Origin of the sequence: Actinomadura sp. NPDC048394 (genome assembly GCF_040651755.1) — a bacterium.
GTDB lineage: Bacteria > Actinomycetota > Actinomycetes > Streptosporangiales > Streptosporangiaceae > Spirillospora > Spirillospora montaniterrae.
On sequence record NZ_JBEZJL010000044.1, the window covers coordinates 13,899 to 29,398 of the forward strand.

Annotated in this window: 14 protein-coding genes; 3 read left to right on the forward strand and 11 right to left on the reverse strand. The window is 67.1% G+C overall.

Annotation, left to right across the window (positions count from 1 at the left end):
• Positions 1-47: 47 nt before the first annotated feature.
• Positions 48-959, reverse strand: coding sequence for a hypothetical protein (locus AB0C78_RS29475; protein WP_360753973.1), 912 nt, complete (start codon positions 957-959; stop codon positions 48-50).
• A gap of 421 nt (positions 960-1,380) precedes the next feature.
• On the opposite strand from AB0C78_RS29475, the gene AB0C78_RS29480 reads away from it, so the two are divergent.
• The gene (locus AB0C78_RS29480; protein WP_160573978.1) at positions 1,381-2,655 is read left to right on the forward strand and encodes an MFS transporter; all 1,275 of its coding nucleotides are present in this window, start codon (positions 1,381-1,383) and stop codon (positions 2,653-2,655) included.
• Between the two features lie 186 nt (positions 2,656-2,841).
• On the opposite strand, the gene AB0C78_RS29485 is transcribed toward AB0C78_RS29480, so the two are convergent.
• The 7 genes from AB0C78_RS29485 to AB0C78_RS29515 form a co-directional block, all read right to left on the reverse strand.
• Positions 2,842-3,396: a GAF domain-containing protein gene (locus AB0C78_RS29485; RefSeq protein WP_202126045.1), complete on the reverse strand. Its 555-nt coding sequence runs from the start codon at positions 3,394-3,396 to the stop codon at positions 2,842-2,844.
• Positions 3,397-3,460: 64 nt separating this feature from the next.
• Positions 3,461-4,036: an ATP/GTP-binding protein gene (locus AB0C78_RS29490; RefSeq protein WP_151599964.1), complete on the reverse strand. Its 576-nt coding sequence runs from the start codon at positions 4,034-4,036 to the stop codon at positions 3,461-3,463.
• The gene (locus tag AB0C78_RS29495; protein WP_328601301.1) at positions 4,017-4,388 is read right to left on the reverse strand and encodes a DUF742 domain-containing protein; all 372 of its coding nucleotides are present in this window, start codon (positions 4,386-4,388) and stop codon (positions 4,017-4,019) included. Before AB0C78_RS29495 ends, AB0C78_RS29490 begins: the two co-directional genes overlap by 20 nt.
• A complete protein-coding gene (locus tag AB0C78_RS29500) occupies positions 4,385-4,816 on the reverse strand; it encodes a roadblock/LC7 domain-containing protein (protein WP_151599965.1) in 432 nt (143 codons plus the stop codon). Before AB0C78_RS29500 ends, AB0C78_RS29495 begins: the two co-directional genes overlap by 4 nt.
• A 10-nt stretch (positions 4,817-4,826) precedes the next feature.
• Positions 4,827-6,359, reverse strand: coding sequence for an ATP-binding protein (locus AB0C78_RS29505; RefSeq protein ID WP_360753978.1), 1,533 nt, complete (start codon positions 6,357-6,359; stop codon positions 4,827-4,829).
• Between the two features lie 584 nt (positions 6,360-6,943).
• The gene (locus tag AB0C78_RS29510; protein ID WP_151599967.1) at positions 6,944-7,378 is read right to left on the reverse strand and encodes a hypothetical protein; all 435 of its coding nucleotides are present in this window, start codon (positions 7,376-7,378) and stop codon (positions 6,944-6,946) included.
• Between the two features lie 11 nt (positions 7,379-7,389).
• Positions 7,390-8,283, reverse strand: a complete 894-nt coding sequence (locus AB0C78_RS29515) for a sigma-70 family RNA polymerase sigma factor (RefSeq protein ID WP_360753981.1) — start codon at positions 8,281-8,283, stop codon at positions 7,390-7,392.
• Between the two features lie 592 nt (positions 8,284-8,875).
• Here AB0C78_RS29515 and AB0C78_RS29520 point away from each other — a divergent pair.
• Positions 8,876-9,625 (forward strand): hypothetical protein, encoded by a 750-nt coding sequence (locus AB0C78_RS29520; protein WP_360753983.1) that lies wholly within the window; start codon positions 8,876-8,878, stop codon positions 9,623-9,625.
• Here the strand turns inward: AB0C78_RS29520 and AB0C78_RS29525 are convergent.
• Complete coding sequence (locus AB0C78_RS29525; RefSeq protein ID WP_160573981.1) at positions 9,582-10,292, reverse strand: response regulator transcription factor; 711 nt, start codon at positions 10,290-10,292, stop codon at positions 9,582-9,584. The genes AB0C78_RS29520 and AB0C78_RS29525 overlap by 44 nt on opposite strands.
• A 177-nt stretch (positions 10,293-10,469) precedes the next feature.
• Here AB0C78_RS29525 and AB0C78_RS29530 point away from each other — a divergent pair, with 177 nt between their 5' ends.
• Entirely contained in the window at positions 10,470-10,826 is a 357-nt protein-coding gene (locus AB0C78_RS29530; protein ID WP_360753986.1) for a response regulator, read from the forward strand.
• Positions 10,827-10,839: 13 nt separating this feature from the next.
• Here the strand turns inward: AB0C78_RS29530 and AB0C78_RS29535 are convergent, their stop codons facing one another.
• Positions 10,840-12,801: a PAS domain-containing sensor histidine kinase gene (locus AB0C78_RS29535; protein ID WP_360753989.1), complete on the reverse strand. Its 1,962-nt coding sequence runs from the start codon at positions 12,799-12,801 to the stop codon at positions 10,840-10,842.
• 1,274 nt (positions 12,802-14,075) lie between these two features.
• Positions 14,076-15,101, reverse strand: a complete 1,026-nt coding sequence (locus AB0C78_RS29540) for a phosphodiester glycosidase family protein (RefSeq protein ID WP_360753991.1) — start codon at positions 15,099-15,101, stop codon at positions 14,076-14,078.
• Positions 15,102-15,500: the final 399 nt, after the last annotated feature.

The following is a 15,500-nucleotide window of genomic DNA, read 5'->3' on the forward strand; positions in this document are numbered from 1 at the left end:
ACAGCACGAGATAGGTTGGTGTAGCGAGTGGGTCCAGATGCCTCTCGTTACCGGCGCTCTGGCTGCCAGGTCATCTGGGGGATGCCGACCCTGGCGGGACGGGGGCGGCTCTGCACTGGGCCATCGAACGAGTATTCGACCCTGTGCATGGTCCATTTGCCGTCGCCGCTCGCCTGAGTCTCCGAGTATACGGGCAGCCGAGTCTGAGGATCGATATAGCGGACGATGCGCAAGGCGTCCACTTCCCTGCCTATGAGGTTGTACGGGTGGGTATCAGCCTTGAGTTCGGTGTACTTGAAGGCGTCCAGGTACATGCCTGCGCCGATGGGGTCCCCACTCCCGACGACTTGAGGCGTCACCTGGATCTCAAGGCGCACGTATTGTTTACCTGCCCGCTCCACCATGCTTTTCCCGCGGGCGTTGATCAAGCCTTTGCAGTCAGCGAGGTGTCCGACGAAGATATCGGCCTGCTCGGGGGTCAACCCGCCAACACCGAGTCCGTCGTTGAGCCATATCTGATCAGTAAGGGACGGGCACCGGTCACTCTCCTGCGTCCAGCGGCCCACACTCGACCAGAACCAATCCTGGTATCTGCCCTGGCACCAGTTCGCCCATGCGACGCTGGCCTTGCCGTTCTCCACCGTGACCTCTGACTTCTCCAGGCGGACGTCCTTGGTCCGGTAATCGACCCCCGAGATCACCGCCTCCCGGCTGCCGCCGGGATAGGCCTGCCGCTCCAAGTAGTATTCCTGCACCAGGTTGATGGACGGCTGCAGCGCCTGCCGACGCAGCGAGTCCAGATAGAGCCCACGCGCATCGGTGGTCGCGATGGCAGGTGCCCCATTCGCATTCACCCTGGCCGACGGCGAGTTACCAGCCGGCCGCGAGCCTCCTTCCTGATCGCCCGCCTTTCCGTGGATCACACCGCAACCGCAGATCACTGCCAGCAGAGTTGCCACCAGACCGTGTCGAAAAATACGCATCGGCACACCTCATCGTTCCGGCCGAGACACCGGCCACCGGTTTGACCAGCCTGGATTACCGTCCGTCGGCCTCGCGCGGCCGCAATCATCCCGGGCGCCGGATGTCGCCGCTTGCGATGTCGCTCACCCGGCGGACGGTCCTAGATGGCCCTTGGTGCAAACCAAGACAGCACAGATTGGAGGCAGTCATGCGTGACAGCGGCTGGGGCTGACGAGCCGACCAGAAGACCGATCCTTCATGAAGCGGCGGCAGGCCGGGTTCGGCTGAGCTCGCACCCCTGAGAAGGTCGCCTCCGTGGATGGGGCGCGCGGATGCCGGGTTCCGCGCATCCGCGCGCTCACAGATGGGTGTGAGAAGTACTCCGAGAAAGCTGAGCTCATCAAGGCGTGGGGGACCGTGTCAGCGGATCGGACGGCCACGTTCGCCGACCTCTTTCGGGTCGGCGAATACCGGGCGCTATTGATCGCCAACCTGATCTCCAATCTGGGGGACCAACTCGCCCGGGTGAGTCTCGCCCTCCTGGTCTTCGACAGCAGCGGTTCATCATTCCTCACCGCGCTGACCTACGCGCTGACCCTGCTCCCCGCGATGGTGGGCGGGCCGCTGCTGGGCGGGCTGGCCGACCGGTACCCACGTCGCGACCTGCTCATCGCGTCCAATCTGATCCGAACCATCCTTGCCGCGGCGATGGCACTGCCTATGTTGCCCTTGGCCGCGGTGTACGCACTGGTGTTCGCGTTGGCACTCCTGGACGCGCCGGAACGGGCCGCACGCACCGCCCTGGTCCGGGACCTGCTGTCCGGGGATCTCTACACGCTCGGAGTGGCGACCAATCAACTCACGTACCAAGTGACCCTGCTGGCAGGGTTCGGTGCTGGCGCCATGGTCGTGACCTCGATCGGCCCATATTCAGCCCTGGCGGTCAACGCCACGACATTCGCCTGCTGTGCGCTGCTTCTTTGGACATGTCTTCGACCGCGTCCCGCTCTGCCCGCAGCAGGACGAAGAAGCTGGCGAGTTGAACTCGCCGAGACATTCCGGCTGATAGCCGGTTCGCCGCAACTGCGCGCGATCCTCGCCCTCGCTCTGCTCGCGGGATACTTCGTGGTCCCCGTGGGCCTCGCCGTTCCGTACGCCGCTCAGATCCACCTGCCGACGCGGCTAGTGGGCCTGCTGCTAGCCGCCGTCCCGGCCGGAAACGTGGTCGGCATGGTCGTGATCGGCCGATTGCTGCGGCAAAGGACGCGGGTCACGGTCATGGGACCGCTGGCGGCGCTGGCCGGGCTTCCGCTCACCGCCTGCGTCCTGCACCCGGGGGCCACCGGATCCCTGACCCTGTTCGGTCTCACCGGTGTGGCCGCGGCCTATCAGGTGATCGCGCAGGCGGAGTTCGTGCGGGCCGTGCCCGCCCACCGGCGCGGTCAGGCCCTCGGCCTGGCGGCCCCGGCGATCACCGCCGTCCAGGGTGCGGGGGCCTTGCTCGGCGGCCTGCTCGCCGACCACATCGGCCCCGCCTACACGATCGCGCTCACAGGGACCGCGGGCCTGGTCACCGGGATTCCGCTGGCTATCGTCTGGCACAGGGTCCGTACGAGCGCACCCACCGTTCCCGGGCCCGATCGCGACGCCGCGGACACGCCGACCGCGCGTGATCCGGCTCGAGGGCCGTGAGGCGCCCCTTGGCCGCCGAGGAGATGTTGCCAGGGAGCACAACAGGGCTCACCTTCGCTCACCTCCACCTTGACCCGGTGACGGCCGGGCTTGGCGAGCCTTCCCCGCCGGCCTGCAATCCCGGCCGGCGGGGAAGGCTCATCGCGGTGACGGTACCGCGGGAGTTTTCTCAGCGGGCATTGCCGCTCACGACTCCGGCCGATCCGGCACGAGCCCGGATCCGTCGCCCGGGCGCGCTCGGCGCTCGATCTTGCGCATGAGTTCGGCGGCCCGGGACTTTATGTACGCGATCCCGTCCGCTCCCCACTCACGAGTCTTCGTGTCGATGACGGCGACGGTCCCGAGCGCCACCGTCCCATCGATCAGCGGAGCCCCCAGATAGGAGCGGACCCCGATCGCATCGACCACTGGATTGCCAGCGAAAATGTGGTAGTCGTTCACCTCGTCCAGCGCCAGCGCGTGCATGCGCGCGGTTGCGTAGATGCAGAAACCACTGTCGCAGGACATCACCCGGAAGGGGTCGTTCTTCGGGTCCACGCCCCTTTCCTCGGAGGATGGATAGATCCCTGCGAAGAACTGCCGCTCCGGACCGATGATGTTAACGCCCGCGATGGGCGTGTCCAGATCCTTTGCCAAGGCCGCGGCGAACTCGTCGAACTCGGGGTTCGGGTCCTCGCTCAGGAGGTCGAGTTCTCGCAACCGCGCGGTACGGCGATGCACGTCACGGTCGACGGGGGTCACGAATCGAAAGGCTGGAGAAAGAGTCACTCGGCACTCCTCATTTCCTTTTTGGTTGGATTTGGACTTAGTGTGGGGCTAGTGTGTCTAGAAGGTATTTGATCAGAGAGCGCAGGACAAAATTCGCGGAGCGGGGCTCTCTGGCATCGCACAGCACGATCGGGACGTCCGGATCGAGCCCGAGAGCAGCGCGCACTTCTGCGGCTTCGTAACGGAACGCATCGTCGAATTGGTTCACGGCGACTAGGAAAAATATACCTCCGCGTTCGAAGAAGTCCACCGCGGCGAAGCATTCCTCGAGATGGCGGGTATCGGCCAGGATCACCGCGCCGAGCGCCCCGTCGGCCAGTTCCTTCCACATGAACCAGAAACGTTCCTGCCCGGGCATTCCGAACAGATACAGCACGATGTCGTGCTGCTCGATGGTGATGCGACCGAAGTCCATGGCGACGGTGGTGGTCGACTTGCTCTGCACCCGGCTCACGTCGTCGACGCCGACGCTGGCTGTGGTCACGATCTCCTCCGTGTTCAACGGCTCGATTTCGCTAGCCGAACCAACGAAGGTCGTCTTTCCAACGCCGAAGCCGCCCGCGATCAAGACCTTGACCTGTGTCGAGGCGACTTCAGATTCGCTGTAGACCATCGAGAAGTCTCTCCAGAAGAGCTCTGTCGTGCGCAGGGGCACGAGGACTTGGTGCCTGGGGGGCTATGGCGCCGCAGTCAACCAGGTCGGCCAGAAGGACTTTCATCACCACCACGGGAAGACGCATACGCGCCGCCAATTCGGCGACTGAGATCGGCCTGCGGCACAGTTCGAGCACCTGAACGTGCTCCAGCTCCAGTGCCGAGCCAGCACGGCCGGTACTGACCAGCATCGTGAGCAGATCCAACTCCACCTTCGGGCGGGTCCGCCCCCCGTTCACGGTGTATGCGCGTACCAGCGGCCCGGCCGCGTCGTCGACCCAGACCCTGTCCTCCCGGCCGGCCACGATCACCGCATCCGGTCATCGGCCGCGGCGGGCGCCGGGCGGGGGGCGGTGCCCAGGAAGGGGCGGACGGCTTTGATCAGGCGGGCCATCTCGAATCCGATGACGGCCGGGTCGGCACTCCCCTCCGCCAGCACCGCGAGGACCGAGTTGAACCCGGCCCACGAAATGAAGAGCTGACTGGAGTGGAGTTCGACCACGACCTGCCGGACATCGGTCCCGTTGTCGAATCTCGTGCTCGCGCTACGTGACATGGAGAACAGGCCGGAGGCGAGCGCCGCGAGATATTCTGAATTGGTGCGGTCCAGGCCGTGGCGGGCTTTTACCATTCCGTCGGAGGACAGTAGGACGCTGCCACGGATCGCCGGAACCTCTTGAGCCAGCCCCTTGAGGAGCCAGGCCAGGTCCGCCAGCTGGTTCGAAGTGGTGCCGGCCATTGGACGCTCCTTACGGGTTCATGGTGGATGAGGGGTCGATGCCATTCGGGCCATTAGCAGGACGTGGTTGCTCGGCATCACGCATCCCCTGACGAAAAGCCGCCATCAGGCCGTGATTGAGCTGGACGTCCTCGGCGCTGTCCAGCGCCAGGGGTGCCTCTGTTGGTTCAGGGGCGAAGTTTGTCTGGGCGCGCCGCTTCGGCAGTTCCGGACGGCCGTCTTCGGCCACGGGAGACGTTGAGCCGGACTGACGGTCCGGCCGGTCGGTCATGGTCGCCCACTCGTCCGGCCACGGCTCGGACGGCGCTGCACTGTAGGTGTCGTCGGTATTCGGTGAACTCGGTACCGGGCTCGGAGGGGGCCCGTACCGATCCCGAGACGGAGGCGCCGGGGGCAGGCCCGGCGAGGGGGCTGGCACGGAGCCGGGGAAGTCGGCTGGCGGCGCCGGATGAGCATCGATGCCCGGCACTTCCGAACCGATCAGCTCGTGCGGAATCACCACGACCGCCTGTGTCCCGCCGTAGATGTTCGCCTGCAGCCTGACGGCGATTTTGTGTCGGCGTGAAAGTGCGGCCACGACGAGGAGGCCGATGCGCCCCTCCTCCAGCAAACGGTCGTCGCCGAGCCGTTCCGCGTCGTACAGGAGGTCGTTCAGCCGGTGCTGGGCTTCCACCGGTATTCCGAGGCCGCGATCTTCGATTTCGACTGCGAGCCCGGCGGTCACCGTCTCCACCCGGACGAACACCTCCGTGTGCGGCGGAGCGAACTTCGTGGCGTTCTCGATGAGTTCGGCCAGAAGATGGACGACGTCGGAGACCGCGCCCCCGTCGAGGGTGCCTTCGACGGGGGGAACCACTTTGACCCGGGCGTACTGCTCGACTTCGGCGATTGCCGAGCGAAGCACCTCGTGCACGGAGACCGGCCTGCTCCACTGGCGGCGTGGGGCGGCTCCGCCGACGACGGCGAGGCTTTCGGCCTGGCGGCGCACCCGGGCCGTAAGATGATCGATTCGGAAGAGTTCCTTGAGGAGATCTGGGTCCTCGACCCGGTTCTCCAACTCGTCGAGGCTCTGGAGCGCCCGATGCAGCAATGTCTGCATCCGCAGGGAGAGATTGACGAACACCTCTACTCTGCGCTCGAGGCCGTTTGCAGGCTCCTGCCGGGTCGCCGACTCGACAAGAGCGTTCCATGCCTCGTTGTGAGCCTTCTGCAACTCCCATCCGAGCCGCTCGGCCGGGTCCGCGGTCTCGGCCGGTTGAGAATCGACGGCACGAAGCGACGGGATCTCGCCGGCCGCGATCCGATTGCCGAGGTCCCGTAGTTCCTCTCTGCCGTGGAGTACCAGGCCGGCCAATGCGTCAAGTCGGGAGTGGGCTCCCTCACCTCTCTGGGCCGGCGCGGCGGGCATCGGCCGTGCCCGGCGGGCTGTCGCCTCAGCCGCGAGGGCGGCGCCGAAAAGAACCCCTGCCGCTGCCATAGCGATGACGACGAGCGCCCATCGAACCTTCACCGGCAACGGCTCGGTCCTGATCAGGATCGTCACCGCGAGCAGTCCAAGACCCGCCATCAGGGCCGAGGGGATGACCGCCGCGCACAACTGGACGACACGATCGTCGGCAGGTCGCCTTCGTCGCCGACGGGACGGGCGGGTCGCCCCCGTTGTGCCTCGGCGTGCAGGGACCGTGGTGTGCGGCGAAGGCTCAGGCATCGGCGTCCTTGGTTCGGCTGATAAAGCTATAGGGGCTACCGTCCTGAGTTACGTGGAAGGCGCACGGGCATATCCATAGCTGTGGAAGCCGCGGGGGGCGCGGTTCCCGCGTTGCGGGGACCAGTGGGTGCGGCCGAACACCGGTGGCGTCGGACGGTAGGACCTGTGACGCATCCTCTCCGGCCCCGCCCCCCGCACATGGTCGCCCTGGCGGATCAGATGAAGGCGGCCCTTCGTGACAAGGACGGTGATCGTTTCGCTCACACCGTCCGTGCGCTTTACCTGCACGACCCTGCCGCAGCCAAGATGATCCTGCGGGAAGGGCTGCGGCAGGCGGCCGGTTCCGAGCCCCGCCTGAAGCCTCCGGGACGGTGACCCGCAGGGGCGCCGACCGGCGGCAAGGGCAGCGTGTTCGCCCGCTATCGGTCGAGGTTGATTTCGGCCCACGTCCACGAACCGTCGTCCATCGAGTGACGGCCGAACGCGGTGTTCGGCAGGTCGAGGTCGGCGAAGTCCGCCGAGCCGGCCCTGTGAGCGTGCCGTGCCGGGACTTTGTCGAAGATCTCGATACGGACGTATCGCCCGTCCTGGCGGTGGATGAGCCGGATCGCGACCTCCAGCTCGTCCGCCCGGCCCGCGGCCCGCATGCCGCACACCGCCTCACCCACCAGTTCGCTGACGGCGACCTCCGCGGCCACGGTGACGCGGAAGTTCTTCACCGCCCACCCCGCGAGAGCCGCGCTCAGGAGGCCCTCGGCGGCGCGTACGAGCCCCATGGTGGGCTGGTGGAACAGGACGTAGCAAGCCTTCTCGTCCGCCAGCGGGATTGTTGTCGTGCCCGGAATCCTGGTCATGGCGCATTCCCTCAGACGGCGTCGGCGATGGGCTCGTTGAGCTTGGCCAGAGCCTTCTGCTGTATTTGGCGAACTCCTTCACGAGACAGCCCGAGCTGTTCACCGATGACGCGCAGCGGCTGTTCCTCCTCCCCATCCAGGCCGAATCGGCGGGTCAGCACGTACAGTTCGCGTGTGTTGAGGTTCGGCAGTCCGTGATTGATGAGCGCACGCAGGTGGAACCGGAGTTGCACCTGGTCCTCGATGCTCGAGGACGGATCGGGGAGACGGTCCTCCCAGGGAATCGTGTCCTCCCCCTGCCCGCCGATCGGCGCTTGGAGGCTCTCCAGGCGAGGCGCATCCAGGACTCGGTGGACCTGGGCCTCGGTGACTCCCGCTCGCCTGGCGATCTCGGCGTGATCGCAGACCGCGTCGGCTCCGTGGTCCTCCAGGAAGGCGCGCTCGGCGGCGAGGATGGCCGGGCGCTTCTCGAAGTCGCTGAGGTTGAGATTGGGGTGATCGGCGTCCCGGACGGCCCGCAGCACCTCGCGCTGGATCGGCTTGAACGCCCAACTGGCGAACGAGCCCCGCGCGGGATCGTAGGACGCGATGGCCCAGAGCAACCCGACCTTGCCGGCGCTCTGAAAATCCTCACTGTGCTGACTGGACCTGGAGGTGAACATGGCGACATACCGCCGCACGAGACCGTAGTTGGCGGCCATGATCTCGGACGTCAGATCGTCCAGCTCGCGCTCGTCCCGCCGCAATGCCGCCTCGGACACCTCGTCGAGGTCACCGGCTTCGGCCTTGGCCCGCAGCTCGGCGATGCGATCCGAGAGCTCTTTCCGGCGGGCGAAGAGTTCGTCGTTCCGGCTGTGGAGTTGGGTGGCGGGACGTCCGTCACCGGTCGGCTGCGCGATGTCCATCTCACTCTCTCCCTGGCTTGTTCTCCACGCAAGCTGCGAGGTGACGATCTCTAATAACGGTCGGTGCGGAAAAGAGGTCGTTGACAGGCCGATGACGGTGGCCGACGGCGGAAAACGTTCGGGATTCTCAAGCGGTAGGTCAGGGGAGTAGCCGTATGTCCAGGTAGGAGGCCTTCGCTAAGGTCTACAGGCGTGGCCGGATCAGGGCCGCCGCCGTATTCCGTTGACACGTTATTGATCGCTAGTAGGCGGCACGTTGATGCGCCGGTGTCCCCGCGGTGCGGTTGTAGTGTGCGAATTGGCCGAACGACACGGGCTTGAGCGAAACAGCTTGCCGATCCGTGCGCGCACGGACTTTAGAGGGCATGGCGGAGGTTAAGCGTTCTGGTGGGGACGGGCGGCGACACCGCACACCCGCGAGCCCGAGAGCAAACGGAGATTCAACGGACGATTCCGGCGGTCCAGGGCCGCGCTCACCGCTCGTCGGGTCGGTATCGGCGTCGCGAGGGGCTACCACCGGCACGCGCGGGGAGCCTGACGTAGCTGGTCCGGATCAGCCCTCCACCGCCGGGTGCTGAGGTAAAACGGTTCAATGGGTTTCGCGTTGGTCCAGGCGCAGGCGGGAACGCCGCCTGGTGGTGTGGAGGAGCTGATCGGTGCGGGCGATGCTGCCCTGGATCGGGATTCCCTGGTCGTCGCAGGCCAGGCATTGACCTGGCAGACGACGTTCACGAGCGGCTCTCTTACCGCCGTTCCGCTGAATGAGACCTCCGCGATGGTCTTCAGCCGGGTCGGCGGGACAGGCTCGGGGCAGTGGCACGAGCGGTTCGCGCGAGGACTCGGTCACCGCATGGCGGGCGAGATCACCGTCGCCTCCGTCACCGCCGGACTCCTGGACGAAGCGGCCGGGATGGCCGAGGACTCCGAGATGCTCGGTTCCGCCATCGACGGGCTGGCGCGGCTGCTCACAGAGGTGGAAGAGGCGCAGATGATGGAGGTGTCCGCCGCCCGGATCGTCGCCGATACCCTCAGCACCCACGCCGCTCTCATGGGCGCACTCACCGATCAGCAGGTCTCCGAGCGGCGGCAGGGGGACTTCACCATCCATACCGTGCGTTCGACGTCCGCCGGTCTGCCGCGTCCCGCTCTCGAACGCGCTCGGGCGCGGGTCGGCCTCCCCTGGCCCACGCAGGTGGAGAACGGGTTAGGCAGTGACCTCGGGCTGGCCCGCTGGTGCACGGCCATGCAGGCTCACGGCCACCAGATGTGGTCGCGGCTGGAAGACGAGGGGATCCTCGTCACCGACCTGTGGCTGCGGAATCATCCGGTCTCGCAGGGATGAGGTATCCGTAGCCCGTCTGGGTCACGATCAGGCCATCGCCCAGCTTGCGGCGCAACCTCGAGATGTGCTCGGCCAGTGTCCGGGAGACGCCTCGGCTTGTTCCCCACACGTGCAGCATGAGTTCCTCTTTGGAGACCGCCCGGCCGCGGTTCGTCGCCAAGAACTCCAGGACGGCGTACTCCATGGGGGCGAGGCGCACCAGTTCTCCGTCCTTGAACACCTGGCGTGCGGCGAGATCGATCTTCACGGGCGGGAGTTCCAGCAGGTCTCCACGCGGGCTTTCGGCCCGCTGGGAGGTGCCCCCTGCAGCGCGCCGCAGCACGGCCTCGATTCTCGCGAGCAACACTTCGGGCTCGAACGGCTTGGCGACATAGTCGTCCCCGCCGAGCCGCAGCCCGAGAGCCTGGTCGTGCACCTCGGTACGGGCCGTCAGCAGGATCACGGGTATGTCATTGCCTTCCTCGCGGAGCTGGAGGACGAGGGAGAGACCGTTGACATCCGGGAGGTTGACGTCCAGCAGGGCGATGTCGACATCCCCACGGCGCAGCACCTGGCGCGCCAGCTCTCCGTTGGGCACCGACTCCACCAGGTGGTTGTGCTTTCGCAGAAGGCTTCGCACGACCTTCACCAGCCGTGGATCATCATCCACCACCAGTACCCGAGCCACGACCACATGTTATCTGCGCGGCCACAGTGATCGAAAGCCGAGTGGCAGAACGCGGGCGACTCCCGCTGGCTCCGTCCACCTCGGCTGACGGCTGAAGGCGGTGCGGGCAGCGCTGGTACGCTCCCTTGGGAGGTTTCCACCAGAACGGCAGCTTCTCCGGACGCAGAGGGCGAGAACATGCGGGTACTCATCGTTGAGGACTCCCGGGTTGGTCAGTTGCTCCACACCGTCCTGGAGCGCGACGGGCACGAGCCCGTCGTCGCCGAGAACGGCACGAACGGATGGCGCGAACTCACCGGCGCCACCCCGCCGCAGATGTTGATCCTGGACCGCATGCTTCCCGATATGGACGGCGCGGACCTGCTGACCCGGCTCCGCGGTGACGCCCGGACCGCTGCACTGCCCGTGCTCATGCTGACGGCGGCCGCTAGCACCTCTCGCGACCTCGACGACGGGACGCTGACCCGCGTTCTCGGCAAGCCTTTCGACCTCGTGGAACTGCGTCAGGTCCTTTCCGAACTCGCCGGCAACTGAACAACGATCACGGTCAGGTTCGGCAGTCCTCCGGATGGTCTCCTCCGCGGCATCCGTCCCCGGTCGCGAGCGGAAGCCGCAGGTCCACCTGGAGGCCACCCGACGGCGCGTCGACCAGCTGGATCTCTCCACCCATGACTGCCATCATCACCTCGGCGATGTGCAGGCCCATACCCGACCCGGGCAGGTCCTGGGTGGCGGCCGATCGATAGTAGGGCTTGAGGACCAACCGGCGTTCGTCCTCGGGGATCCCGGGTCCTTCGTCCGCGATGGAGATCACGCCGTGGTCGCCTTCCCTGTGCAGGGTCACGGTGATCTTGCCGTCGGGAGCGTACTTCTCCGCGTTGCCGAGCACCAAGAGCAGGCACTGGCGAAGCCGGACGGGATCGCCATGCACGATCATTTTCGCCGGCGTGACGGTGGTCGTGCGGGCCGCCACCGACGGAAGGATCTGCAGCGTCCTCCGCAGCAGGGACGGCAGATCGACGGGCTCCCTCGCCGCGGCCGGTCGGGCGGAGGGGTCCTCGCCGAGTACCAGGACGAGATCCGCGATGACGTGGTGCATGATCTCGACGGCGTCGGTGATGGCCGTCAGCGAGGCCGCCTCGGCCTCGTCGCTGACGACGGTGCCCAGCAGTTGGGCATGACCGCTGATGCTGGTGAGCGGACCGTGCAGCTCGTGGTGGACCGATGCCAGGAGAAGATGCCGCATGTACTCCAGTTGACGGATCGCGGACTTGTCCACGAACACTGCGGTGCGGAGTCCGGACGCGCGCACATCGTCCGGGGTCGATGAGGAGATCTCGACCCAGAGCGAACGGCCGGTCGGCATGGTCAGCCGGGCGCTGCCGTTCACTCCGTTCACGAGGTCCAGCATCGAGCCGTCCTCGTCGGTCAGCGTGAACAGCTCCTCGGGCCTCCGCTGCAGGGCGTCGGCGGTGGGCGTGCCGGTCAGCCCGGCCATCGCAGCGTTCCAGACCACCACACGGCCGGACGGCTCAAGGGCGAGGATGGCGACGTCGGAGTGATCGATGGCCGCACTGAGCCTGGAACGCTCGCTCTCGAGATCGTGGGCGGCCCAGACGTTGGCCCAGAAGGCGCCCAAGGCGCGGCCAGTGCTTGTCATCGCCCCGCCCAGGAGGCCGGCGACCATCCAGCGTGCCAGATACGGTCCGGTCCGCCGGGTCCAGCCCAGCAGCAGGTATCCGGCGTCCCGTCCGTCAGGAGCAGAGAGCGGAACGTAGACGGCAGCGCGCCAGCCGGGCGGCAGGGTTTCACGCTTGAGGATCTGAGGCCGTTCCGGCCGGGCGGGCCGCGTGAACCCGAGGTCGTCGTCCGGCCTGCATTGGACGGTGCCGTGGGCGGATGCCTCGACCAGCACGGTCCCGGACGGAAGAGTCGTGTGCATCCACAGCACGTCCGAGCCCAGGATGCGCCGAAGGTCGTCCACGAAGGGGACCAGATCCGCGACGGTGGTCCGCTGCACGGCGATCAGGTTGGGAAGCCTGAGCAGTTGCTGCGCGGTGCTGAGCGCGCTCTCGCGGGTCAGCAGGACACGGGTGTCCAGGTAGTGCGCGCTTCCGGGGATCAGAGCCAGCAGTCCCCATATCAGCTGCCCGCTTTGCAGTGCCTCAAGCACCAGAATGGCAAACGCGACGGCGAAGCCGGCTCTGGCGAGCCCCTCGCCGATCAATGCCGCCCGCACTGAGCGGCTGATGATGGCGTCGATCGCCATGGCGGCGACGGCGAGAACGCCGATCTGTGCGGTGGTCGGATCCACGGAGGGGAGACCCGCGGAACTCACCATGATGTCGGCGATCAAGAGCGCGAGCATCGTATCGATGGCATCGAGGACGGACTGTCGCGGCGCTCTGCGGAGGACCAGTGCCTTACCCAGCAGCACCATCCCGGCTCCGACCAGTACCACGACGGTGCCCTCGGCCAGGCAGAAACCCAGTGGGGCCGCGAAGGCCACGATCGAAGTCGTCGTCGAAGGGGGGCGTGTGAACCAGGTCCTGACCTGGGTCGCCGGCTGGGAGCGTCTCATGGAGCCCTCTGTGGGATGAAACGTGACGGGCACGTGTGCGGAGCCTGCAGCCATCTTCCTTCTTCTCGTGGTCTCCCGCATCCGCAGCCGGTCGTTCACCTGCCGTTCGTTGCGCGACGCCGGTTGAACCGGTGGTGCTGTGGACGGCCCCCGCACCCACAGAGGCATCACCTGTTCGCAGAGATTCGTCCGTCGTCGCACAGTTGGTCACGGCCCCGACCGTCCGGGTAACCACCTCGACCGCAAGCACTGAGGCGCATCCGGCATCGAGAGGTCACACAAACTGGTGACGATCATCGGCGGCGTCAGGGGGCAGCGGTCTCCCCGGAGGCGTATGCCCTGGCGCGGCAGGTCAGGCTACCGTGATGCGGGTTCGGTGGTGGGTGCACGTTGGCGTTGGCGCGATAGCCCTCAGCTGGCGGTCGAGGCGGTCATCCCGGCTGGCGCTCCCGACGAGACCATGCGTTCGGCGCCCATCGGCACGGTCCTGCTGGTCGCCGGCCTGCGCGCGCTGGGCGAGTCCTCGCAGCCCTAGCGCGCCGCTGATCGACGTCCCGGGAACGGTCCTGTACGTACTGGGAGTGGGGGGCGCTCACCCTACGGGCTCCCAGTTCTTCGTCGACGTCCAGGGCAGCTCGATCCTGCGAACTGAGGTACAGACCTTGCTGCCGCGCTCGCGATGGTCATTGCCAGCCCGTTCGCGGACCGGTTCGCCGCCCGGTACGCCCGCTACCGCATCCGCTGCCACCTTGGCGGCTAAGCTCGTCAACGAACTCGTCGAGGCCCTGCCGGACGGGCACGCCCGCTCGGCAGGCGGGGACGAGGAGACCGACACCTGAAAGGGTGCACGGCGTCTCGTCCCCGACCTGACACATGGAGCTCGACAAACGCGGTGCCGACCTGCTCTTCCAGGTCCTCACCGAACGCGAGGAAAGAGCCAGCGCCGCCATCGTCTCCAACGAAAGCTTCGGCGGCTGGACAAGACCTTCACTGACCCCCGCCTCTGCGCCGCCATCGTCGCCCCGCTCACCTTCGGCGGCAACATCATCGAGACCAGCACCGACTCCTACCGCCTCGCCCAAACCCGCGCGAGCCAGCAAGCTTGACCAGCGGCCATGCCCGCCATCAGCCTCGACACCGCCGACGCCATCGAACTCGCCGAGCTCCTGCAGTTCACGCCGCCTTCGCCCTTGAGGGGTGGTTCAACGCGGGACGGCCACCAGGGCCATCGGCAGGGCCCAGCCCCGGTAGTCGAACAGTGGCCGCAGCAACTGAAGGTGGTCGCCGTGCACGGCCATCTCGTAGCGCCCGCAGAAGTCCCGTTGGTATCCGCTGGCCGATACCTTCTGGCAGGCGACCGGCCCGCCGTCAAGGTTCAGGGCGAGGCGCAGGTCGAGCTCGGTGCGGGGGAGGAACGCGGCGAGCGAGGGCAGGGAGAAATAGGCGTCACGGGTGGTGCCGACGATGATCCGCCCAGCGCGGTCCTGACCGAGGAAGCTGCGGTTGGCCAGCCACCGCTCGTCTTCGCCGGCGGTCCGGCCGCGCCCGTCGGCTCCCAGCAGCATCGGATAGGACACCATCGCCTGGCTCGCGCCGTCGGTGACCTGCCGCCAGTCGAGGCCGGCAAGGTCCACCAAGCGGGCGCTGCCCGAGCCACCGGGCCCGTCGGCCAGGAACGCCCCGTGCGTGGCCTGGTACGACGCAGGGCCGAGTCGGCGGCCGTCGCTGATCACGGGGGTGTCCGGCGTCCCGTCGTGGCCATAGTAGCTGCCGTTGACGACCAGCGACGCCCCGGTAGCCGCCATCCAGTCGCCGACGTCCCGGTCGCCGGCCGGGCGGTTGAGAACCCGGAACCGGTAGCGGGCCGGGTCGATCCGGCTGAGCAACAAGGCGTCCACGGGTTGCCCGCCCACCCGGACGGGCAACTCGGCGACTTCCAACCCCGCCGCCACCTGGCGCCAACGCACCGGTTCGGCCGGGTCGGGCGTGCGCTGCCCGGCCAGCGACAGCCGGATCCCTGGGGACAACCGAGAATCGTCCGGGGATACGTCGACCCAGGTGCTGGCGCCGCGGCGCAGCATCACATTCACGCCGTACCAGCCGCCGGCCGTCCCGTACGCCACCGCCATCGCCACCGCCGCCACCAGGACGGGAGCTAGGGACAGCGCCACGAGCCACCGCCATCGCCGTGACCACTGCAATGGCTGCAGGATTCTGATCCAGGTCATGCAGGTTATGATGCTTTACCTTCACGGCCGGTTCGGTGACTCATTTCACCCGTATGGACGGACACCTATCACGGCGTGATCGCGATGTGAGTGTCCGGCGGGGTGGCACGAAGAAGCCCTGTTAGACGGGGTCGATTACGGCACCCAAGCGCGGTCAAAACTCACGAACAAGTGCGGTCAGTTCCCCCGAACAAAACCACGGGAGCGATCACGAAATCTAACGGACACGGCTGAATAAGCCAGAGGCTGCGGCCGGTGTGCGGGCAGAGGTCGGCGGCTGCGGGGCTTCGGGCCGGGGCGGTGCGGCGGTCGGCCAGCGGTCCTGAGGTGACCTCGCCGACGAGCCATGGAGGCAGCCGCCGGGTGGTGCCGGCGGCCAGACGCCCAACCGGTAAAGGA